At 33.0% G+C, this 22,823-nt stretch carries 25 protein-coding genes and 2 riboswitches; of the genes, 8 read left to right on the plus strand and 17 right to left on the minus strand.

Annotated features, from left to right (window positions below; all coding sequences use genetic code 11):
* Positions 1–209 precede the first annotated feature (209 nt).
* Complete coding sequence (locus tag HMPREF3239_RS08595) at positions 210–1,037, minus strand: alpha/beta fold hydrolase (RefSeq protein WP_070855364.1); 828 nt, start codon at positions 1,035–1,037, stop codon at positions 210–212.
* A 224-nt stretch (positions 1,038–1,261) separates the two neighbouring features.
* Between HMPREF3239_RS08595 and HMPREF3239_RS08600 the strand changes: the two genes are divergently transcribed.
* Positions 1,262–2,263, plus strand: a complete 1,002-nt coding sequence (locus tag HMPREF3239_RS08600) for a proline dehydrogenase family protein (protein ID WP_070855366.1) — start codon at positions 1,262–1,264, stop codon at positions 2,261–2,263.
* Between the two features lie 215 nt (positions 2,264–2,478).
* Here the strand turns inward: HMPREF3239_RS08600 and ribE are convergent, their stop codons facing one another.
* The 7 genes from ribE to HMPREF3239_RS08635 all read right to left on the minus strand — a co-directional run bounded on the left by ribE (position 2,479) and on the right by HMPREF3239_RS08635 (position 9,357).
* Positions 2,479–2,937 carry a 6,7-dimethyl-8-ribityllumazine synthase gene (gene ribE, locus HMPREF3239_RS08605; protein WP_053030536.1) on the minus strand — a complete coding sequence of 153 codons (459 nt, stop codon included), beginning with the start codon at positions 2,935–2,937 and terminating at the stop codon, positions 2,479–2,481.
* Positions 2,938–2,948: 11 nt separating this feature from the next.
* Positions 2,949–4,130, minus strand: a complete 1,182-nt coding sequence (locus tag HMPREF3239_RS08610) for a bifunctional 3,4-dihydroxy-2-butanone-4-phosphate synthase/GTP cyclohydrolase II (protein ID WP_070855368.1) — start codon at positions 4,128–4,130, stop codon at positions 2,949–2,951.
* Positions 4,131–4,145: 15 nt separating this feature from the next.
* Positions 4,146–4,778 carry a riboflavin synthase gene (locus tag HMPREF3239_RS08615; RefSeq protein WP_053030540.1) on the minus strand — a complete coding sequence of 211 codons (633 nt, stop codon included), beginning with the start codon at positions 4,776–4,778 and terminating at the stop codon, positions 4,146–4,148.
* 6 nt (positions 4,779–4,784) lie between these two features.
* Positions 4,785–5,828 (minus strand): bifunctional diaminohydroxyphosphoribosylaminopyrimidine deaminase/5-amino-6-(5-phosphoribosylamino)uracil reductase RibD, encoded by a 1,044-nt coding sequence (gene ribD / locus HMPREF3239_RS08620; RefSeq protein ID WP_053030542.1) that lies wholly within the window; start codon positions 5,826–5,828, stop codon positions 4,785–4,787.
* Positions 5,829–5,969: 141 nt separating this feature from the next.
* Positions 5,970–6,112: riboswitch (FMN riboswitch) on the minus strand.
* 153 nt (positions 6,113–6,265) lie between these two features.
* On the minus strand, positions 6,266–7,756 hold the full coding sequence (locus HMPREF3239_RS08625) for an FAD/NAD(P)-binding protein (protein ID WP_070855370.1): 1,491 nt from the start codon (positions 7,754–7,756) through the stop codon (positions 6,266–6,268).
* A gap of 321 nt (positions 7,757–8,077) precedes the next feature.
* Positions 8,078–8,929, minus strand: coding sequence for a peptidoglycan release complex glucosaminidase SagB (locus HMPREF3239_RS08630; RefSeq protein ID WP_070855372.1), 852 nt, complete (start codon positions 8,927–8,929; stop codon positions 8,078–8,080).
* 206 nt (positions 8,930–9,135) lie between these two features.
* Positions 9,136–9,357, minus strand: coding sequence for a hypothetical protein (locus tag HMPREF3239_RS08635; RefSeq protein WP_011275450.1), 222 nt, complete (start codon positions 9,355–9,357; stop codon positions 9,136–9,138).
* Between the two features lie 257 nt (positions 9,358–9,614).
* On the opposite strand from HMPREF3239_RS08635, the gene HMPREF3239_RS08640 reads away from it, so the two are divergent.
* Together HMPREF3239_RS08640 and HMPREF3239_RS08645 are read left to right on the plus strand one after the other, a co-directional pair.
* The gene (locus tag HMPREF3239_RS08640; RefSeq protein ID WP_053030548.1) at positions 9,615–10,091 is read left to right on the plus strand and encodes a sigma-70 family RNA polymerase sigma factor; all 477 of its coding nucleotides are present in this window, start codon (positions 9,615–9,617) and stop codon (positions 10,089–10,091) included.
* A 1-nt stretch (position 10,092) separates the two neighbouring features.
* Positions 10,093–10,539 carry a competence protein ComK gene (locus HMPREF3239_RS08645; RefSeq protein ID WP_070855374.1) on the plus strand — a complete coding sequence of 149 codons (447 nt, stop codon included), beginning with the start codon at positions 10,093–10,095 and terminating at the stop codon, positions 10,537–10,539.
* On the opposite strand, the gene HMPREF3239_RS08650 is transcribed toward HMPREF3239_RS08645, so the two are convergent.
* The gene (locus HMPREF3239_RS08650; protein WP_070855375.1) at positions 10,523–10,993 is read right to left on the minus strand and encodes a hypothetical protein; all 471 of its coding nucleotides are present in this window, start codon (positions 10,991–10,993) and stop codon (positions 10,523–10,525) included. The two genes, HMPREF3239_RS08645 and HMPREF3239_RS08650, sit on opposite strands and share 17 nt — an antisense overlap.
* Before the next feature lie 226 nt (positions 10,994–11,219).
* Positions 11,220–11,933, minus strand: a complete 714-nt coding sequence (locus HMPREF3239_RS08655; protein WP_053030554.1) for a transaldolase — start codon at positions 11,931–11,933, stop codon at positions 11,220–11,222.
* Between the two features lie 220 nt (positions 11,934–12,153).
* Here HMPREF3239_RS08655 and HMPREF3239_RS08660 point away from each other — a divergent pair, with 220 nt between their 5' ends.
* From HMPREF3239_RS08660 to HMPREF3239_RS08670, 3 genes are all read left to right on the plus strand, one after another.
* Positions 12,154–12,459: a hypothetical protein gene (locus tag HMPREF3239_RS08660; RefSeq protein WP_053030556.1), complete on the plus strand. Its 306-nt coding sequence runs from the start codon at positions 12,154–12,156 to the stop codon at positions 12,457–12,459.
* 61 nt (positions 12,460–12,520) lie between these two features.
* A complete protein-coding gene (gene crcB / locus HMPREF3239_RS08665; RefSeq protein WP_070855377.1) occupies positions 12,521–12,886 on the plus strand; it encodes a fluoride efflux transporter CrcB in 366 nt (121 codons plus the stop codon).
* Positions 12,883–13,236: a fluoride efflux transporter FluC gene (locus HMPREF3239_RS08670; RefSeq protein WP_070855379.1), complete on the plus strand. Its 354-nt coding sequence runs from the start codon at positions 12,883–12,885 to the stop codon at positions 13,234–13,236. The genes crcB and HMPREF3239_RS08670 overlap by 4 nt, the downstream gene beginning before the upstream one ends.
* Before the next feature lie 58 nt (positions 13,237–13,294).
* Here the strand turns inward: HMPREF3239_RS08670 and HMPREF3239_RS08675 are convergent, their stop codons facing one another.
* The 3 genes from HMPREF3239_RS08675 to metK form a co-directional block, all read right to left on the minus strand.
* Positions 13,295–14,128: an aldo/keto reductase gene (locus HMPREF3239_RS08675; RefSeq protein WP_070855380.1), complete on the minus strand. Its 834-nt coding sequence runs from the start codon at positions 14,126–14,128 to the stop codon at positions 13,295–13,297.
* A 219-nt stretch (positions 14,129–14,347) separates the two neighbouring features.
* Positions 14,348–15,256, minus strand: coding sequence for a hypothetical protein (locus tag HMPREF3239_RS08680; RefSeq protein ID WP_070855381.1), 909 nt, complete (start codon positions 15,254–15,256; stop codon positions 14,348–14,350).
* Between the two features lie 95 nt (positions 15,257–15,351).
* Positions 15,352–16,548, minus strand: a complete 1,197-nt coding sequence (gene metK / locus HMPREF3239_RS08685) for a methionine adenosyltransferase (protein ID WP_053030566.1) — start codon at positions 16,546–16,548, stop codon at positions 15,352–15,354.
* Between the two features lie 115 nt (positions 16,549–16,663).
* Positions 16,664–16,773, minus strand: a riboswitch (SAM riboswitch).
* Between the two features lie 165 nt (positions 16,774–16,938).
* Between metK and pckA the strand changes: the two genes are divergently transcribed.
* Positions 16,939–18,531, plus strand: a complete 1,593-nt coding sequence (gene pckA, locus HMPREF3239_RS08690) for a phosphoenolpyruvate carboxykinase (ATP) (RefSeq protein ID WP_053030568.1) — start codon at positions 16,939–16,941, stop codon at positions 18,529–18,531.
* Between the two features lie 61 nt (positions 18,532–18,592).
* Here the strand turns inward: pckA and HMPREF3239_RS08695 are convergent, their stop codons facing one another.
* Positions 18,593–19,363, minus strand: a complete 771-nt coding sequence (locus tag HMPREF3239_RS08695; protein WP_070855382.1) for an alpha/beta hydrolase family protein — start codon at positions 19,361–19,363, stop codon at positions 18,593–18,595.
* Positions 19,344–19,817 (minus strand): RNA deprotection pyrophosphohydrolase, encoded by a 474-nt coding sequence (gene ytkD, locus HMPREF3239_RS08700; RefSeq protein ID WP_070855383.1) that lies wholly within the window; start codon positions 19,815–19,817, stop codon positions 19,344–19,346. The genes HMPREF3239_RS08695 and ytkD overlap by 20 nt, the downstream gene beginning before the upstream one ends.
* Positions 19,818–19,883: 66 nt before the next feature.
* On the opposite strand from ytkD, the gene yidD reads away from it, so the two are divergent.
* Complete coding sequence (yidD, locus tag HMPREF3239_RS08705; RefSeq protein ID WP_037538598.1) at positions 19,884–20,126, plus strand: membrane protein insertion efficiency factor YidD; 243 nt, start codon at positions 19,884–19,886, stop codon at positions 20,124–20,126.
* Here yidD and menC read toward each other — a convergent pair.
* Together menC and menE are read right to left on the minus strand one after the other, a co-directional pair.
* Entirely contained in the window at positions 20,123–21,130 is a 1,008-nt protein-coding gene (menC, locus tag HMPREF3239_RS08710) for an o-succinylbenzoate synthase (RefSeq protein ID WP_070855385.1), read from the minus strand. The genes yidD and menC overlap by 4 nt on opposite strands.
* A 1-nt stretch (position 21,131) precedes the next feature.
* A complete protein-coding gene (gene menE / locus HMPREF3239_RS08715; RefSeq protein ID WP_070855387.1) occupies positions 21,132–22,532 on the minus strand; it encodes an o-succinylbenzoate--CoA ligase in 1,401 nt (466 codons plus the stop codon).
* Positions 22,533–22,823 lie beyond the last annotated feature (291 nt).

Genomic DNA, 22,823 nt, shown 5'->3' on the forward strand with positions numbered 1-22,823 from the left:
ATACTTTAAATTTTAAACTCTAATAGACAAATATATAATTAAATTATTAATGATATACTATTTACATTATATTATATTTTTACTTATCTTTAAAAGTTATTAACTTACTATTACTAAATTAACTTATTCAATCAAACAATTGCATTATATTTAATTAGGTGTTTAAAAAAAGCTAACCAACAAATTAAATCATTGGTTAGCCAAATGTATCATACTTCTTCAATTTCTTCTTCATTAACAATAAAGCCCATAGTATTCACACTGTTATTTAAAAATGTTAAAACATAGCGCATCACTTGATCACGTTCAGGTTCATTATGAATCTCGTGATAGAGCCCTTGCCAAACTTTATAATAAAATTCATTCGTGCTAAGTTTATTTTTTAATTCTTCTAAAGAACGCAATTCTAATATTTTATCTTCTGTGCCATACATGAGTAATGTTGGCATTGATTGGATGTCTTTCAAATGCTGTACTGTATCTTTCATTGTTTCTAGAACTATGTTATACCATTTATAAGTTACCTTTCTTAACATTAAACCATCTTGATTTGTTTCATCAATTACTTCATCATTTCGTGTTAAGTCTTCAGGTTCTATACCTAAGTTGAAGCGTGCATCCTTAGAACCTTTACCAATATTAGAGATAAGCATATCTTTGCGCGTTTTATTGTTTCTTTTAAATTCTAACAATGGAGAAAGGAGTAACATACCCTCGATAGGCAATTCTGCTTTTTCAAGTACATTTAATAATATCAATCCACCTAGCCCGACGCCCATAACGAATGTAGGAATTTTATATTCATTTGCGATTCTAACCCATTCCAACAGCGTTTCATGGTAAATATCAAAATGCTCGAGTTGCCCTTTACTCGCTCTAGAAGTTTGACCTTGGCCAGGTAAATCACCCATGATTACGTGATAGCCATTACGTCTTAACATCGTAATGACATAAGCATATCTACCAGTATGCTCTAAGATATTATGCACTATAACAACGACACCTTTAGCATCATGTTCAGTTTCCCATTTCCACATATGTTTGATTCCTCTCTAACTTATATTTCAATAAATGTATTATATCAGATTATCTGTTAAGTCTGGTGTAAATCTGAGACACAATCTCATTATAAATATTGTTCAACAATGTAATTATACTCTTTTTTATAGTATTCAGATAATTGAAAACGCTTTCTACTATGTAATATTCATGCTAAACTATTATTAAATTATTAGTTTAATGTAATTTGGAGGAATGGGATATGTCACTTTTCAAAAATTTTTTTATTGCATTATCAAATAGCACATATTTAAATGAAACTGCCAAAAAAGTAGGTCCGAAAATGGGTGCTAACAAAGTTGTAGCTGGCAATACGATCGAGCAACTAATTGATACAATCGAGAGACTCAACGATTTAAATATTGCTGTTACAGTAGATAATCTTGGCGAATTTGTTGGAACGGTTGAAGAAGCAAATCAAGCAAAACATGAAATTTTAGAAGTTATGCAAGCCATTAAAGATTATAATGTCGATGCACATATGTCAGTAAAATTAAGTTCACTGGGTGGTGGATTTGATACAGAATTAGCCTATAACAATTTAAGAGAAATATTACTTAAAGCTAATGAATTCAATAATATGCATATTAACATTGACACTGAAAAATATGACAGTTTACAACAAATCGTAGAAGTACTAGATCGTCTTAAAGGGGAATTCAGAAACGTTGGTACTGTAATACAAGCTTATCTTTATGATGCAGTTGATTTAATTGATAAATATCCTAATTTACGCTTAAGATTAGTCAAAGGTGCTTACAAAGAGGATCAACAAATCGCTTATCAAACTAAAGAAGAAATTGATGAAAATTACATAAAAATCATCGAAAAACGACTTTTAAATGCTAAAAATTTCACTTCTATCGCTACACATGATGACCAAATTATTAACCATGTTAAACAATTTGTTAAATTACATAATATCGATAAGGATCAATTCGAATTTCAAATGTTATATGGATTCCGTAGCGAATTAGCTGAAGAAATTGCACGACAAGGATACCATTTCACTATTTATGTACCATATGGTAATGACTGGTTCGGTTATTTCATGCGTAGATTAGCTGAGCGTCCACAAAATTTAGCACTAGCATATCAAGAGTTTGTCTCAACTAAAACATTGAAGAAAATTGGTCTTTTCACTAGTTTAGGACTTGGAGCAGCCTTTATAATTTCAGGTGTAACTAAACTTATAAAACGATAAGTCCGGGACAAAAATAATATAATGAAGCTATTTTGCAAATTCGCAGTAGCTGACTGAACTGAGAAGGCCGTTAAATCAAGCTTTTCTCAGTTCAAGTCATACTTGCGGGCGGGGCCCCAACAAAGAGAATTTCATGAAGAAATTCTACAAGCAAAGCAAGTTGGGAGTGGACGACGAATTTAAAAGAATTCTGTCCCACTCCCTATCATTTCAAATTAAAACTGTTTTAATAAATTAGCCATTTCAATCGCACTCACTGCCGCTTCGGCACCTTTATTTCCTGCTTTAGTACCCGCTCTTTCAACTGCTTGTTCAATACTTTCTGTTGTTAATACACCAAATATAACTGGTGTATCACTCACGTCATTTGCCTTAGAAACACCTTTAGCTACCTCATTACATACATAATCATAATGAGATGTTGCGCCTCTTATAACACAACCTAAAGTTATAATTGCGTCATATGCACCTTTTTGGGCAAGTTTTTTTGAGACTAATGGAATCTCAAATGCACCAGGGACATATGCAACATCTATATTACTCTCTTCAACACCATGACGTACGAGTGTATCTTTCGCACCATCTAATAGACGATTGGTAATGAAATCATTAAAACGACTTACTACAATTGCTACTTTTAAATCTGTTCCTACTAATTTACCTTCAAAGTTCATATTTATTCCTCCTAAATTAAATGACCCATTTTGATTTTTTTGGTATTCATATACTCATGGTTATATTCAGTTTCTGCCACTATAATTGGTGTACGATCCGCAACTGTAATACCATATTCAGATAAACCTTCAAATTTTTTGGGATTATTACTTAACAAGTTCACTTGTTGTACATTAAAATAATTTAATATTTGTGCTGCAATGTGATAATCTCTCAAATCTTCATCAAAACCTAAAGCTAAGTTAGCTGTTACTGTATCATGACCCTGTTCGATCAATTCATATGCTCTTAGTTTATTTATTAACCCTATCCCTCTACCCTCTTGAGGTAAATAGATAATTAAGCCACCATGCGAATGAATATATTTCATTGCCGCTTCTAGTTGTGCACCACAATCGCATCTTTGACTATGGAAGATGTCACCTGTTAAACAAGCGGAGTGAATACGTACATTTTCAGTCGCACGTGGTTTACCCTTAGCAAGTACAACAATTTCTTCATTAGTTAATGGTGATTCAAATCCATACATTTCAAAAGAACCGTAATCTGTTGGCATATTTACCTTTGCTTTCATTTCAACATTAGCGTTTTTGTCCTTCTGGTATTTAACTAAACTTTCAATTGTAATCATTTTAAGGCCATGACGTTGTTTAAATACTTCAAGTTGTTCACCTTTAGCCATAGTGCCATCTTCGTTCATAATTTCGCATATTACACCAGCAGGCTTAGCTTGCGTAAGTTTGGCTAAATCAACAGCCGCTTCAGTATGACCGGTACGTTCTAATACACCCTTTTCCTTAGCAATGAGTGGAAATAGATGACCAGGTTTATGAAAATCCGACGGTGTAGATTCAGGATTAATTAAGGCACGTGCCGTTGCCATTCGGTCAAATGCACTTATACCAGTTGAAGTTGTTACATGATCAACACTAACTGTGAAATTCGTTCCAAAGTCATCCGTATTATGGTCAACCATCGTTGTTAGATTTAATCTTTGAGCTATATCTTTACTAATTGGTGCACAAATTAATCCTCTACCTTCTTTTGCCATAAAATTGATGGTATTATCATTCATCCATTGCGTAACAGCAACCAGGTCACCTTCATTTTCACGATCTTCATCGTCCACTACAATAATACTTTCACCACGTTGTAAAGCATTTAGTGCATCTTTTATCTCATCAAATTTCATTTAATCTTACGCCTCCTAAAATCCAAATGCTTTCAGCTTATCTAATGTAAGTTCTGATTCATTTCTACTCATCATTCGCTCAACGTATTTGAAAAGAACATCCGTTTCTAGATGAACTGAATCTCCTTTTTGCTTGGAAGATAAAATCGTTGAACGTCTCGTTTCAGGTATTAAATGAATATCAAAACTATCATTCCGAAGATCGAAAACAGTTAAGCTTACACCATCTACAGTGATAGAGCCTTGCTTAACCATTTGTTTAATAATCCTTGGCGATGCTTTAATCGAAACAATTCTTGAATTAGATGTTTCGTTTACATGCGTAATCACACCTTTATCATCGACGTGACCTAAAACGAAATGACCTCCAAAGCGACCATCTCCTGGCATTGCGCGTTCTAAATTCACTTCATCATTTTGCTTAATTTGTGATAAGTATGTTTTATCTTCAGTACCTTTAATAACTTGTACCGAAAAATAGTTACTTGTAAAATCAATTACCGTTAGACATGCACCATTCACACTAATAGAATCACCAATGTGCATGTCTTCTACAATCGTTTGACAAGCAATATCCAGTGTTCTAACTGATTGATGCGTACGAATATTCTTGACAGTACCAATTTCTTCAACGATACCTGTAAACATGAGTTGTCACTTCTTTCGCAAGATCATTTTTAAGTTTTGATTAATTAATTCAGTAGAAATAATTTCAAATTGCGTGGCGTGGTTTAAATCAATGACATCATTTGTTTGATAGAATTGATTTTTCCCAGAACCACCTATTATTTTCGGGGCGTAATAAATAATAAGTTGATCGATAAAATGTGTTTGGAGAAATTCCGAAGTTACACGAGGTCCAGCTTCTATTAATAACTTACCAATACCTCGCTTATAAATATCTTTTAAAATATCTTTTAATTTACATTCAGTTAAATAGATAATTTTGACATTTGCATTTGGACTTTTAAGATGCTCATTTTCTGTGTATATCCAAACTTCGCTTGAAGAATCTTGGAACAATTGCTTTGTAAAGTCAATGTTGCCACTTCTTGATAAAACGATTCGAATAGGATGTTTACCGTTTGGAATACGCGTCGTATATTGGGGATTGTCAGCGTTAATTGTGCCATTACCCGTTAATACAGCATCATGCGTATGTCTTAAATGATAAACATCTTGTTTCACATCTGAATTTGTAATCCATTTGCTTTGACCCATATCAGTAGCCTGTTTACCATCTAATGATACAGACACTTTCATCGTGATTTCAGGTAGTTGTTCTGACTTAGCTTTGAAAAAGTCACGATACAACGCAGCTGCATCTTCAGTGTATTGATATTCAACTTCGATGCCAGCTTGTTCTAATATTGCATCCCCTTCAGAAGGTAATGTTGTATCTTTAACAGCGTAAACAACTTTACTTAGTCCAAATTCTATAATTTTATTCACACATGGTGGTGTTGAGCCAAAGTGCGTACAAGGTTCTAACGAAATGTAAATCGTTCCACCTTTTGCATTTTCTCCAGCCATATCAAGTGCTTGTACTTCCGCGTGTTTATCACCTTGTTTAAGATGTGCACCCAGTCCGACAATTCTGCCGTTCTTGACTACGACAGCACCCACTGGCGGGTTAACACCCGTTTGACCTTCAACCATTTGTGCGAGTTGTATTGCATAATTCATAAAATAACTCAATTCATCACCTCAAAATAAAAATTCCCTATACCAATAAAACAATTACAGGCATAGGGAAATTAAATATATGTTCAAATAAGCTTACAACATTTCTTAAATGTGTATGCTAAATAAGCGTCATTATAACTTAAATTGACGTCTCGATTCTTTCTCCCATCCAGACTTTCACTGTCGGCTCTAGACTTTCACTAGATCAGCCATCAAAGTAGTTAACCATATACTTTGACAGGTCGCAGGCTTAATTTACTGCCGGTTGGGAATTGCACCCCGCCCCGAAAGAATTCATATGAAATTGTGATTATTAGAGTTAATGTAGTTTGATTACTACACTAATCATCATACGCTTATTGTTTAAAAATTACAAACCGTCTACGCTATATAATATTAAACAGTGTAACCATTGATGCAATTTAGTCATTTAAGTGTAAACATGCACTTTAAGCATCGACGTGATCAAACTTACTTTGATTGTCGTACATATAGTTGACAGAACTTACTGCTTGATCAACAATCATCTTCACACCATTTCTTAACTTGTTAACACCGTTCGTCACTTGTCCAATGGCAATCATATTATTTAATGTTCCATATCTTGGGCTAATGACTTGATTCGTTTCTGGAATAATTTGAATACCGCCCATTGGGTGCGGCTGAACGATTTGTCTATTTTGAAGGTTCAGTATAAGCTGATCTTCGTCATCTAAATCTGACAAATGTGTTTTGGATCCAGTTGAATTGATTATGACATCATATGGTTTAGGTTGTCGCTCATCTTTAAATGTTAATAAATAACCGTCATCTGTATGTTTAATATCCTCTAATCCTCTTTTAATAATAAGTGATTGATTACGTATGAGTTTAATAATTAATTGTGCTGTACGTGGTGGCATTGGATTCGAATTTAATTGAATATGTTTTGAAAATCGCTTATCAAAGGCTTGCTGATCTTCTCGACTGAAACTATTCCATATCCAATTCAAATTCTCTTTAACATTTTCAATTAAACTTTGAAATACTCCAATTTCATTTGCACGTTCGAGATCATATTGTAAATCTTTAATTGTATTACCAGTACGTCTATGTATTAATTTATCTAACTGTATATTACGGTCTTCACATTCTTGTTGAAATAATTCAAAAGCGATTTCTAATGGAACATTTCCAAAATGTTTTCCTTTTAGCTCATTAAACTTTTGTTTAGTTAAATATTTAAATTCAATATCAACCATATTCCCTCTTACACTTGGCAGATGTGCTGAACGACTCGTCATAGTAATTGGCAACTTAGGATGATGTGTAGCGACATATCTAACAACATCTAAACTAGCTAATCCAGTTCCAATTATGGCTATATCATCTGATTCTGAAACTTCATCCAATGTATTATATGTAGGATAAGGTGTTTGAATATATCCTTTTTTACCTTTTAATTGATACGGATCATGATAAGCGAAAGTACCTGTCGTTAAGAAGATATAGTCGTATTCTTTCCATTCACTCATATCTTCTGATGTACATACAAAATATTTTAATGTCGTCTCATCTATTTCTGAATTTGTAAAAATTTCACGAACTGGACGTTTGATAACCGAAAGATTATCAAATAATAGGTCAAAGTTAGATAGATAAGATTTCATATAATGACCAAACACAAATCGAGGTAAGTACTTAGGATTATCAAATTTAAACTCTGATTGTTCTTGATACCAATTCCAGAATTCTTCATCATCATCTAAATTTAAACTCATCTGCTTTGTTGGCAAATTGATGAGTAACTGACTACTGTCATTTTGAAATGGCACACCTTGTCCCATATTCTTTTCATTATCATAGACATCTACCTCTAAATATTTAAATGCTTCATTTTTGACTAACTGTCTTAAAACACTCACACCAGCCGTACCCATTCCAATTATAGCTACACGCATATATCATCATCCTTCTTTATTACTTTAAAAAGACTTTTTAATATATCTATTATATCAATATCATAAATCGCTTAAAATAATTTATACTCATATGTTATTATCATCATTTTTCTTTTAATTCAGCAATTATGGTAGTATTAAGTTATTGAGGTGAACAAAAATGAAATTTATTTTAAAAGTTTTTGTCGTAATGATTATAGCCTTTAGTTGGTTAACTAAGAAAAATAAAGCAGAATAAATAAATCTATTTTTTATCCTAAAAAGCCAACGTCAACACTTATTCACACAAGTGTCGACGTTGGCTTTTACTATATAATAACTTTATTTTTGATGTTTATTGTCATCTTTGTATACGTATAATTTGAAATATTTACCTTCAGTTTTCATTTCTTTATAAAAATCAGCAATGATTTCAGCATTACTTTCTGCCCATTTTATATCAGTAGCATATTGATGTTCACCTGGATTCTTAGGATTCCATCTCATACTGTAGAGCGTATTTTGATCTTCGTGAGATAGGAAATGTTGGTGAATAAAGTCGGCGCCACCTTTGATTGCTTTTTCAGGTGTGTCCCAACCATGTTTTTTAGCGTACTCTGAACCCGTTTTAATTGGATCACTATCTAACGCGCCTACACCGTAGAAGTTATAATACTTCTTACCGTCAATTTCTACCCCGTTGGCTAATTCACTTTTAACTGAACCTGTTTCTAATAAAGCATGTGAAATTAAATATACTTCGTTAACATGCTTCTCTTTGGCAGCACTAATGAAAGCGTCAGTATGTTTCAATAACATTGGTCGGTCGAATAACATACGTTTAATACGATTTTCATCAATGCCTTGATATTTAGATAAATCTAAAAATTGATACTTTTGTTTGTCATCATCAATGAACTTACTACTGTCCATTGCAGCTTTTATTTCACTATCTGAAGCATCTCTCCAAGCAGTATTATTCTTGTTAGAGACTTGTTGACTTGTGTAATTATCAATTTGTTTATTCGCAGCTTTATTTAATGTTACATCTAAATGTTCTACGCGTTCTTCTTCATTAACATGCTTAAAGAATATTTGATCTGAAATCATATTAAAGAATATAAAACCTGCTGTAACTAAAACAATCAATAACCCCACTAGGCTAATAATTGAGCCTTTTTTGTGCTTCGTCATATTCACACCTCTTAGGTCAATGTTGTTTTTATTTAAAATCTATTATGATAATAAAGTTTAACATTATTAATTCTTATAAACAATTTTATACTTGCAATGTTACATATTCATAAAATAAAAGTAATCAAAATGAAACTTTGCAAAATAAAAAGTAATGAAACATATATAATTTCATTACTTGATTCTCACCAGCAGTACTTTATCTATCAATTATCTTTACGATAATCCATCATAATAAAACTCGCTGCTTGAGATCTATTCTTGTAATAATATTGATTTAAATCAACTGTTCCTTCTATTTCACCATCTCGATACATCATTTCATTTGTAAAATTATTAATCATTACAAATTCAGAACGATCTCTAATAATGTCTAAATCATCATTTCTTGCGAAGAAATGCTCAAGATTTAAATGTGCGTAATCCAACGTTATACCTCCCATGTTACAAATTGACTAAAATTTAAATATATTGATGAATGTAAGGTATGTCCATAATGATTTTGTCGTATTGCTAAGTTACATGCGCCTTTAGACATGATTTTACAGTTTGTAGTTAATCTATGCTTACTATTTAACACCCTTTTGTTAAATTACGCAAATGATAATTTAAATAAATTACTTTAAATTTTATATATCCGGAAATTTCATTTAAGTACTTAAATTAGGAGCGAATCTCTGAAGTATTGAATTTTAATGACATATATCATAAACATCATAAAATAATTCACTATTTGTTAAAGCATTATAACGTCAAGTATAATTATGATGAATTTTATCAATTATTACTCATAAAACTGTGGCAATTATCTAAGAATTACAATGATAATTCAAATGTAAGTTTATCCTCGTTTCTCTACCAACGACTCAATTTTTATTTAATTGATTTATTTAGAAAAGAAAGTTTAAAACCTGACATGGTTGACGTTGACACCTCAACCTCTCCACACCTTATCTCCGCTTCAATAGAAACATCAATCTTTAATTATAATGATATGACGCAATTGTTAAATCCTAGAGAACTTGAATGGTATAACTATTTCATTCAAGGTTATAAACAGTTTGAAATTGCCGAATTAATGCATGTGTCTTTATCTAGTATTAAAAACTATAAAACTTCTTCTATAAAAAAACTCAACAACTATTATGTCAAAGGTGAGTAATATGATACCACACAACACACACCATCTTCTTTATCTCCAAACTTTGCAGGCTAATACGCATAAAACGACATGTTGTTTTTCAACATATAATATGGTTTTACCTTTTCCAATAAAAAAAGTACTGATTTATTATTTTGAACAACATAATCAATCGTATTCACAAAGATTAAAATTAGCGAAACGATTGTTAGCGATTCATAAACTCGTACCTTTATATATATCTGACAAAGCCGTACTGTTCCCTATTAAACATCAACGTGCACCTTTGCAAACTTATATTAATGCATTGAACATTATAGGGTTAACATCAAATAAAGATGGCGTAATCATAACATTTGATAATAATGTCCAATTACGTGTTGATGAACCCTACACTTTAATTTATAAAAAGTGGCAAGAGAGTACTTTATTATTTCATTTAATGCAAAAAACTATGCAGATTTATTAAATTTGTATTCAAGTAACTTTTTAGTGAAAAATGCAGTAACTGATTTAATCAGCATTAAACTTACGATAGCCAATAGTATTGCACCAATTAAAATTAAGACGACATTCAATATTGGCATTGATACCTGTGGATTGATAAAATAATTGACTGCAGTTAAACTCGTAATAAATCCTGTTAAAAATAAGCCAAGTAAGAAAGCGTAAATAAGCACCATACTAATGAGTAAAAGAAGCAATGTTGTACTTGCTACTTCTTTTTGTTGAAACACATTATTTTTCAGAAATTGATTCGCATAATGAATAGGTTTACGATACTGATTCGTCTGAATTTCCCCTTCTTGGCGCTCAACTTCATGGCGATATTCCGCTAAACTATTATGTAATTGCTTTTTTTCTTTCTTATTCAAAAACCACAATTGCTTTTTTACTTTCTCTTCAAAATCTGTTCGTTTCATACTTTGTGGTTATCTCCTTTTTAAATTATTTCTTTTTAAATTTTTAACGACGTTGACATTTAGAAACAAGTTGGAATAGTATCACTTATTAATATAAAAATACCCCGTAGCTATGTTTCTGATATTGTTAATATCATTCTTCACTCTAATACATTTATACCAGTGACTTATAGAATGTCTTAACACTATCTAATGCTACGGAGTCAGTTGTTAAATTTAATTATACTTAAAGAATAGATAACCCTGAGCTTTGAATATCTTTAGCAAATCCTTTAACCGTATCTACTGATAATTCATTAATATCTCGCCCTAAATTCGTATTCACTTTCTTCACTACATCTGCAGGACATGTAATGATGTCGGCACCAATTTCATCAGCTTGAATGACATTAAATAGTTCACGGCAACTTGCCCATAATAATAATACGCCTTCTTTACTGTGGGCAACGTCAACTGATTCTTTCATTAATGGTAATGGATCTACACCTGTATCCGCAATTCTTCCAGCAAACACTGAAATATATGTAGGTACACCTGCAGTGACTGCTTCTGTAATTTCTTTAACTTGTTCAATCGTGTATACTGCTGTTACGTTTAGACGTACATTGTTAGCAGATAACTTTTTAATTAATGGGATAGTTGATTCACCTTTTGTGTTAACCACTGGAATTTTAACAAATACATTATCACCGTATTGTTTTAAAATTTCAGCTTCTTTCTCCATTGTTTCTAAATCATCTGCGAACACTTCAAATGAAATTGATGCATCTGGAATCGCTTTAACTGCTTCTTCTGCAAATGTTTTGTAATCCGTTACACCTGCTTTCGCCATTAAACTAGGATTTGTAGTGAACCCATCTACTTCTTTATTCTTATAAGCTGCTTTCATTTGTTCAATGTCTGCACCATCTGCAAATACTTGTACATTTAATTTTGTCATTGTATTTCTTCCTCCTTTAATTTCGATTACGATGATAGTTAAGTTACATCACAATGGAATTTATATGTATGTACGCATGTTCTTATGATGATTATACTATGCCGTAACAATAAAATATTTATAAATTATTTATATCATTCTTAGAATTACTAAGCGAATGTTTTGCCTTTTAATGAAAATGTGGTAATATGATTAAATGAAATTAGGTAGGAGGAACACAATGTCTAAGCCAAAAAAATACTTCTATATATCAGTGATTTTACTCATAATAAGCTTTTATTTTAATACATTTAATCCACTATTAAGTCAGCAAATTAATTCTGTTAAATATTTACTCATTGCCTGTAGTATTGTTAATGTTATTGTTTTAATTGCTTCGATTATCTTTTCAGATAAAGCAATCAAACATTTAGGCGATAAACAAGGCTGGATTAGAATTGCTAGTAAAATTTTACCAATCATTATTTTATTCGTAATTGTATTCCATATCTTTGCTTCAATCAAAACGTTTGGTATTATTTCGTAATCGAATGGATATCACAGAATAATGATTTAATTGTAATAAAACAAGAAATAGGTGTGACAAAATGCAATATTTATTTGTGTTTATCGGTGGTATGGTTGGTGCATTATTAAGATACATCTTATCAACATTAAATACAGGCTCTGGCTTACCTATTGGGACGTTAGTCGCAAATTTAGTTGGTGCATTATTAATGGGATATTTGTCATCTCTAACCATACAATTTTTCAAACATAAGCCCATGCTCAAAAAAGGATTAACTACGGGACTATTAGGTGCGTTAACTACCTTCTCAACCTTCCAATTCGAGTTAGTTACTATGTTTCATGATTATCGGTTCATATTGCTATGTATATATGGATCATTAAGTTACGTTGGAGGCATCTTATGTTGCTGGTTAGGCGTTATATTAGGAGGGGCACGTGTATGATTAATTTAGTGCTCGTTATGGTTGGCGGAGGTTTAGGTGCTGTCGTGAGAGCTTGGCTATCAGATTTCATTAATACTAAGATTTCTTCACCTATACCCGTTGCTACGTTAATCGTCAATATTGTAGGCAGTTTTTTAATCGGGTTCGTATTCGGAATCGCTTTGAATCATCAGTGGTTTTCAATGTTGATTATCACTGGCTTTCTTGGTGGATTAACAACTTTTTCAACCCTATCACATGAACTTGTCCAATTATTGTATCCACATTTTAAACCGATTCGTTTTTTGAGTTATTCCATTTTACAATTTATCGTAGGATTTATATCATGCTATGTAGGTTTCATATTATAAAACACTTCATTGTTAAAAGTTTTAAAGCTTTTAACAATAAAGTGTTTTTAGTTAACTATTAGCCCTCGAATGTTTCTGGATCAGGACCAATACGTTGGTCTTTATTTAAATTGTCAATTCGTTCCATTTGTTCATCAGTTAATTCAAAGTCAAAGACATTGATATTCTCTTCTATTCTTTGTGGCGTGACTGATTTAGGAATGACGATAACACCATGTTGTATATTCCATCGTATCACGACTTGAGCTGCAGTTTTATTCACTTCTTTACCAATTTGGTTCAATGTTTCATCATCTAAAATTTGAGCATTCATAAATGGTGACCATGACTCCATGTGAATATTTTGCACTTCTAAATATTTACGTAATGCCTTTTGCGTGAAATATGGATGAAATTCCACTTGGTTGATCACAGGTTTGATAGAAACTTGAGCTAGTAATGCTTCAAAGTGTTCTGCATTAAAATTACTTACGCCAATACTTTTAACCTTATCCTCTTTATATAAATCTTCCATACCTTTCCAAGTATCTATCATGATTGCCTCATTTGTACCGGGCCAATGCACAAGGTATAAGTCTAAATAATCCAAGCCTAGCTTGTTGATGCTTGTTTCATAGGCATTTGCTACATTTTCTCGACCAAAATCTTCAAAATATAGTTTAGACGTAATAAATAAATCTTTACGTTCTAAACCTGTAGCAGCTAATCCATCCTGGATCCCTAAACCGACTTGTTCTTCATTACCATAGACTTTAGCTGTATCAATACTACGATAACCAGAAACGATTGCATGCTTAACCGCTTCTCTACATTCATCATTATTTTCTACTCTAAACGTTCCAATACCAACTTTAGGCATTGTGTGACCATTGTAAAATTCAATTGTTTCCATTCACGGTACCCCTTTTCTTTAAAATATGTATTATCTTATTCCCTTATTTAAACCATTTAAAAACGGGAATGGAACAGAATTCTTTTTAAATTCGTTGCTCCACTCCCGCAAGAATAACAATAATCGAGAAGCGCTTGATTTAAGCGCCTTCTCAGTTCAGTCAGCTACTGCGAATTTGCTTAATAGATGATTGGTATGTTTGTTATATCAGATTAGAAATTAATTAAATGATTCAATTTTGTCCATAACATCTTGTAATTCATCCACATTATATTGAATACGTCCATGGAATACAAACTTATTGAAGAACTCATCTAATTGATCAGGTCCTACGAGTACTTTAACACTTGAACTTTGTGCATAATTTGAAATTGTGACGTCTCCATCATGTTTCGGATTGAAATATAAAATCGCTGTTGGTGTATATTTCGCCCCCAACTGAGTTTGTAAATCTGACGCTAATTTCTCTATCGCAGCAAGCTGTTCAGAATAATTAACGAATGACAATGACGCTTTGTCCTCATTTTGATCAAGTACTAACGTTTGTGGTGACTTAGCATCTAAATCTAGCGTGTTAAAGATTTGTTCCATCATTGGTAATTCGTTAAATTGATTACCACTTATGCCTTGATATACATGTCCTTTTAATAATTGCGAATCAATAATATATAGGCCAGTACGTGTAAGTACAAGGTGACTAATACGTTCAATATCATTAAACTCATTACTTGGAAGGAAGATATTTGCCATAATATGCATATCTTCAGGTCTGATACGTTTTTCTTTTACTAAACGATCTCTAATACCAATTAAACGCATATCTGTCACATATTCACTTTTATTCTTAGAGAATAGTTTTAAGGCATCAATTTCACGGTCTTTACCGCTGACAGTTGCATCAAAATCTTCTTTTTGTTTAGTAACTTGCTTTTTATTTTGTATACGCTCTTTTTCAAGTGCTTCGTCATGAGACGCTTTCATTTGTTTTTCTTTTAGGTCGTATTCTTCTTTTGTCTTTTGTTTAATATTATTTTTACTTTTAAGTGTAACTAAAAATAGAATTAAACAAATTGCTGCAACTACAATAGCTATGATTAAACCAATTTCAATTGGTCCAAGTGAATTCATTAAATCAACGCTCCTTTAATCTATCAGTATGTCTAATTATAATAGAAACAGTCTTTAATTTCGACAATTTCTTATAATATTATTTAAAGCGTTTATTAACTTTGAACAGCATCTTTTAATACGTTCACTTTGTCTAATTTTTCCCAAGGTAATAGTACATCAGTTCTACCAAAGTGACCATATGCTGCTGTTTGTTTATATATAGGATGTTTTAAATCTAACATTTTAATGATACCTGCTGGTCGTAAATCAAAGTTTGCTCTAACCGCTTCAACAAGTTGTGCTTCTGAAACTTTACCTGTCTTGAATGTATCAATTGAAATTGAAACTGGTTCAGCAACGCCAATCGCATATGCAAGTTGTACTTCACATTGATCTGCCAGTCCTGCAGCAACGATATTTTTCGCTACATATCTCGCTGCATAAGCTGCTGAGCGGTCTACTTTAGTTGGATCTTTACCACTGAAGCAACCACCACCGTGACGTGCATAACCACCATAAGTATCAACGATGATTTTACGTCCTGTTAACCCTGCATCACCTTGTGGTCCACCGATAACAAATCTTCCTGTTGGATTGATAAAGAATTTAGTCTCACTATCAATTAAACCTTCTGGTACTGTTGGATAAATGACATGTTCTTTAATATCACTTTGAATTTGTTCTAATTCAACATCATCCGCATGTTGAGATGATACAACAATCGTATCAATACGTTTAGGTTTATCATCTTCATCATATTCTACTGTAACTTGAACCTTACCATCAGGTCTTAAATAATCTAGAATACCATCTTTACGTACATCTGATAAACGCTTCGCTAATTGATGTGATAAAAAGATTGGTAACGGCATATATGTTTCTGTCTCATTAGTCGCATAACCAAACATTAAGCCTTGGTCACCCGCACCTGTAGCTTCAATTTCTTCCTCTGAAATATCATTTCTATATTCAAGTGCTTTGTCTACACCTTGCGCAATATCCGGTGACTGTTCATCGATTGCAGTTAATACTGCCATTGTTTGGTAATCATAGCCAAATTTAGCACGCGTATAGCCAATACCTTTAATTGTTTCTCGTACGACTTTAGGAATATCTACATAAGTAGAAGTTGATATTTCACCTGAAATGAGCGCCATTCCAGTTGTTACAGTCGTTTCACAAGCGACACGTGCATTAGGATCATCTTTCAATATTTCATCTAAGATCGCATCAGACACTTGGTCAGCAATCTTGTCAGGATGTCCTTCTGTTACTGATTCTGAAGTAAATAAACGTTTATTGTAAGTCATGACTTGCTCCTTTTACCATTATATTTACGAAAATTCTCTTTAAAATGTGAGCTCAAAAATAAAAGAGCCTTCTTCACTATTCAAGACAGAGAGAAGGCTCTTAAACGTCCATTCGCTCTTATCGTTCAGACGATTATATGTCTGCAAACGGTTTGGCACCTTTCTTTAAAAAAGAGGTTGCTGGGTTTCATTGGGTCCATGTCCCTCCACCACTCAGGATAAGAGAATCCGTTAAGAACTATACTACCTAATTCGCCAATTAATGTCAATTTTGTTTTTACATGTTTTTTTGTCTTTTCCAGGTGGAATAATTATGGCATTATGTTATACTATTTTCATGTAAAGGCTTACAATATTGAATTTCTATAACACACGCTGGAGGGATTGGGTATGTCAGTAGATACATACAGCGAAACACCTAAAATTAAAAAATTATTAGAAAAAGAAAGCTCTCTTTTTCAACTCTCAACAACTCAACTTTATTACAAAATAATGGGTAATAAAGAAGGAGAATTAACTGAACTTGGTGCGATTAATGCGAGCACTGGTAAATACACTGGACGTTCTCCAAAAGATAAATTTATCGTTACAGAACCTTCTTATAAAGATAATATTCATTGGGGAGATATTAACCAACCTATCGATGAAGAAACTTTCTTAAATCTCTACGCTAAAGTTTTAGACTATCTTGATACTAAAGATGAACTTTACGTTTTTAATGGCTATGCGGGTAGTGACAAAGATACACAATTGAAACTTACAGTTATTAACGAACTTGCATGGCACAACCTTTTTGCACAAAATATGTTTATTCGCCCAGATTCTAAAGAAGAAGCAAGTAATATTAAACCTAATTTCACTATTGTTTCTGCACCTCATTTTAAAGCTGACCCTGAAGTTGATGGTACTAAATCAGAAACATTCGTTATCATTTCATTCAAACATAAAACGATTTTAATTGGTGGTACTGAATATGCTGGCGAAATGAAAAAAGGTATCTTCTCAGTAATGAACTATTTACTACCAATGCAAGACATTATGAGTATGCATTGTTCTGCTAACGTTGGAGATAAAGGAGACGTTGCCTTATTCTTCGGATTATCAGGTACAGGTAAAACAACGTTATCTGCAGCACCAGATAGAAAATTAATTGGTGATGATGAGCATGGTTGGAATAAAAATGGTATTTTCAACATCGAAGGTGGTTGTTATGCTAAAGCAATCAATCTTTCTAAAGAAAAAGAACCGCAAATTTATAACGCGATTCAATACGGCACTATTCTTGAAAATACTGTAGTTAACGAGCGTGGCGCCGTTGACTTTGATGATAATTCATATACTGAGAATACCCGTGCAGCTTATCCAATTCATCACATTGATAACATTGTATTACCATCTAAAGCAGCTCACCCTAATACAATCATTTTCTTAACAGCTGACGCATTCGGTGTATTACCACCAATTGCTAAATTAACTAAATCACAAGCGATGTACCACTTCTTAAGCGGCTTTACATCTAAATTAGCAGGAACAGAGCGTGGCGTTACAGAGCCTGAACCATCATTCTCTACATGTTTTGGTGCACCATTCTTACCACTTAATCCTATTAAGTATGCAGATTTGCTAGGTGAACTTATTGATAAACATGACGTTGATGTTTACTTAGTTAACACTGGCTGGACAGGTGGTAAATACGGTGTAGGTAGACGTATAAGCTTACATTACACTCGCTATATGGTAGATCAAGCGATTAAAGGTAAATTGAAAAACGCTGAATTTACTAAAGATGAAAAATTCGGTTTAAGTATTCCTACAGAAATGGAAGATGTACCTAAAACAATACTCAACCCAATTAATGCTTGGAGTGATTCAGACAAATATCGCGCTCAAGCCGACGACTTAATTAAACGTTTTGAAGAAAACTTCAAAAAATTCGGTCCAGAAGTTGAAGAAATTGCTAATACAGGTGGCTTTAATAAATAATTAAATGGTCACATTCAAAAGGCAACGTACTTGGTAAAATTAGCCAAGGTACGTTGCCTTTTTATTTACCTTCACATTTCGCCATCCATTGATGTACATAGTTAAGTGCTTTTTTCATAGCTGGTGGTCTAGGCACATGACCTTCATCTATTTGATAAAACGTATCAAAGTCGACACCTTTAGAACGCAATTGCTTTTCTAAATAATAAGCATGGTGAATACCTACCTGTTTATCTTTACCCCCATGTACAATTAGGATTGGCGGACTATGCGCACCAATTAATTTTATAGCATCTCTTTTGTCATAGGCATCTTTATGCTTATCAGGATGACCAACCATACGACGTAACATGCCACGTAAATCAACACGTTCCTCATACATTAAATGCATATCAGAAACCCCACCCCAGATAATATAACTATCTACTGGATAATCTTGAAAAGTTAAGAGACCTTGTATACCCCCTCTTGAGAATCCAATCATATGTACATAGGCATTTGGATATCGTTGTTTGAGTATTCTAATAAGGTACGTTACATCTTTTAAATCAGCGTTGGCAAACTCATCTCGACCTTCACTTCCATTACTACCTCGATAGTAAGGTCCTATCACTAAAGTATCATCATTTGCAAACTGCATTAATCTGGCTGCACGTACACGACCAACTTGGCCCTTGCCTCCTCGCAAGTACACAACAATTCTATTTACTGCTTTCTTTAGAGGACACATCTGTAATGCTTTTACTTTTAAGCCATCAACTGTATAAGTCATTTCATCAAATTGATGCGTTCTCGATGCTATAGGCATTTTCTTAGTCGCGATCATATCCAAGGTCAATCATCCTTTCGACACACTTCAGAATTGCGTCATCTTGAATTAAGTAACTTTGCATATCCAACGGAACATCACTAATATGCTTAAACAACAATGGACCGCTCGTTTCTAAATAATCACTTTTCTCTTTAATTGATTTGATCCTCACTATATATACATCTTTTTTGAAAATAGCGTTATCCAACGTGTGGACTTGATATTGTGCTATATAGTCAATCGTCTCAGGTATACCTCCAGTTTCTTCAAAAAGCTCTCTCTTGATTGCTTGTATGCTTTGTTCTCCCTTTTCAACCTTACCACCTGGAAACTCAATGCCACGCATTTTGTGGTGAGTAAAAAGTAACTGGTTCTTATATAGTGGAATAGCTAAAACATGATTACCATCAGGACAGTCGTTGTTCGTTTTGTAACTCATTGTGACACGTCTATTATCTTTATCTAGAAACTCCATGTTCCATACTACTCCCTTCAATATGTTAAACTAATTTATAATCGTATTACTGGTTGGAGGCCTATAATGTTAAAAAAATTATTTCTTGGAATAATCCATATCTATCAACGCTATATTTCACCTATGACGCCACCTACATGCAGATTTTATCCTACGTGCTCAGAATATACGCGAGAAGCGATTGAAGTTTATGGCCCATTAAAAGGTGGATATATGGGAATTCGTCGCATTCTTAAATGCCATCCTCTTCATAAAGGTGGATTTGATCCAGTTCCTTTAAAAAAGGATAAACATAAACATAGACACTAGTTTAATTTAAATAATTTTGATTTATCGATTTGAGGAGGATGGAATATAATCATCCCCTCTTTTAATTTGCCAACACCTTGCGTAAAATCGTCAGTAAAATAATAACCATCTGGGGTGACATCCCCTGGATAATCACCTTCTCTCGCTAACAGTGCGGTAAAATATCTACTCAGTCCATATTCATACATGCCACCGATAACCACTTTCATATCAATTGATTTTAGTTCACGTATCAATGATTGCACGCTATCAATACCACCCACTCTAAAAGGTTTAACAATCACTACTTTAATCGGGAATCGCTTAACAATTGACAAAATACTATTAATATCAGTAGCTTTTTCATCTATCGCAATCGCAGGATATTGCGTATGATCAATGTGCAAAATTGAAGACAACGATTTGAATGGCTCTTCTATATAAAGTATGTTTTGTGTTTCAATGGCTTCTAATTTCTGAAAATCTGACACATCCAGTGACTCATTAGCATCTAATGCTAATTCAAAATCAAAAGACAATGTGTCATTTAACAGTGAAATATCATTATTCAATTGACTTGTCCATTTTAATTTAATGCGTTTAGGTTGCGTTTGTACTAAATCATCAAGTTGTTGTGCACTAATGCCACTAATCGTTGCACCGTATTCAACTTTAAACGTCGGCAAATCATGGTACATCTGGTAAATCGCCATAGCCACAGTGCTTCTCGCTGCAGGTTGATTGTCAAGCATGGCTAAATATGGCTTCCAATCTTCATATACATGAAATGACTTATGTATGACGCTTTCCGCCCATTGAGAAAGTGTTTCTTTAACTGTATCAATCGTCTCTGCGGCATACCAATCTGATTCAAACGCATTACATTCACCATAATAAGATTGCTCATCATCACTTAAAAATTCAACAATAAGCGCTTTACGATGCGTCATTTTAACTTTTGGTGTCACAATATGATGTTTAAATTCATGATTATAAAGATAAAAATTTACTGCTTTAATCCACATATTAATGCCCTTGCCCTCTATTTATCATTTTACTACGCTGCAGTTTACCAGTTGATGTATAAGGCAAACGTTCAACTTGATGAAACGCTTTAGGTATTTTATATTTAGCTAAACGAGATTTAAAATAGTTTATTAACGCCGTATCAGAAATGGGACAATCAGCAACGTAATAGAGTACTGGCACTTGTCCCCATGTCACATCCTCTTGTGCGACACATACAGCGTCATTAATATCTGAATGCGTTTTAGCAATGGTTTCTATCTCATAAGGATAAATATTTTCTCCACCACTAATGATCAAATCTTTGCGACGATCATAGACCATTACAAATCCTTCCTCATCAATTTCTGCTATATCACCCGTTTTAAAGTAACCGTCTTCAAATGTATCGCTTAAACCTGTTGGATATAAATAGCCATTCATCACATTGTTACCTTTGATAAGAAGTTCGCCATGACCTTCACTATTAGGATGTTTGATACGCACTTTAACGTTTTCGCTTGGTTTACCAACAGTGTCATATCGTTGTGCAAGCATCTTAGGTGTGGCAGTCAGAAATTGAGAACATGTTTCTGTCATTCCAAATGAATTGTATATTGGCAAATGATAATTTAAGGCTTCATCAATTAGTGTAGATGATAATTTGGCGCCACCAAGTAAAATTTTCTCTATTGAAAACGGTTGGTTTAATCCTGCATCCATAAGCCACTTGAGCGTTTGTGGCACTAAAGATACATGTGTAGGTCCTTCTTCTTTAATAATCGCTAACATCGTTTGCGTATTATATTTTTTCAGTATACGTACCGTAAAGCCCTCGATTATAGAACGTAACAACACACTGAGCCCTGAAATATGATATATCGGTAAAACAGATAACCATTTCGTAGTTTCATCATATCCTAAACTTTTTTTACAACCAATCGCACTTGCATAATGATTTTTAAATGTTTGTGGTACCGCTTTTTGAGGCCCTGTTGTACCTGATGTAAACATGATTGATGCAATACGTTCATCATTAAATGTTGCGTCATTGGTATGACTTGGATATTGTTCTAATTCAGATAAATGTATCACATTGAAATGCGACAAATGAAAAGGTTGCGTCGTTAATATAGTTGTAATATTAATGGAATTCATTTGATTTATCATTTCAGTTTCTGTTAATCGTGTGTTTAACATTGCTATTTCAACATTAGCTAACCAACACGCGTTTATAAGCATAATAGACTCAATATCATTCTTAATGTACAATCCTACTCTATTCAAATTCAAAGAAAGGATATGTTCTGAAATTGAAAGTGCTTTATCATATAATTCTTTAAATGTTATTGAATGTTTTCCATCTGTAACTGCAATTTTATTACTATTTTTAATACTTTGCTCTTTTAACCAAAAATCCACGATTCATTCCTCCATCTAGATACATTTTAATTATAACGATATTTGAGTTAGTTAGCATTGGTTGTGTTTAAGTAGCAGCATATTTTAATGACATTAACTTATAACTATAAAGATTTAAAGTGTATTTTAACTATAAATAATAAGCTACTTTTATTTAAAAAAATAAAAAGAGTTTAAAGTGATGATTACCACTTCAAACTCTGATAAGCTATGATATTCAATTATTGCCTAGCCTCATAGTAGGCTGGCTACTCTGTTCAATGTATTTCGTTTTATAAGCTCCACGCATTG

This window comes from Staphylococcus sp. HMSC34C02 (genome assembly GCF_001838705.1).
Classification (GTDB): domain Bacteria; phylum Bacillota; class Bacilli; order Staphylococcales; family Staphylococcaceae; genus Staphylococcus; species Staphylococcus borealis.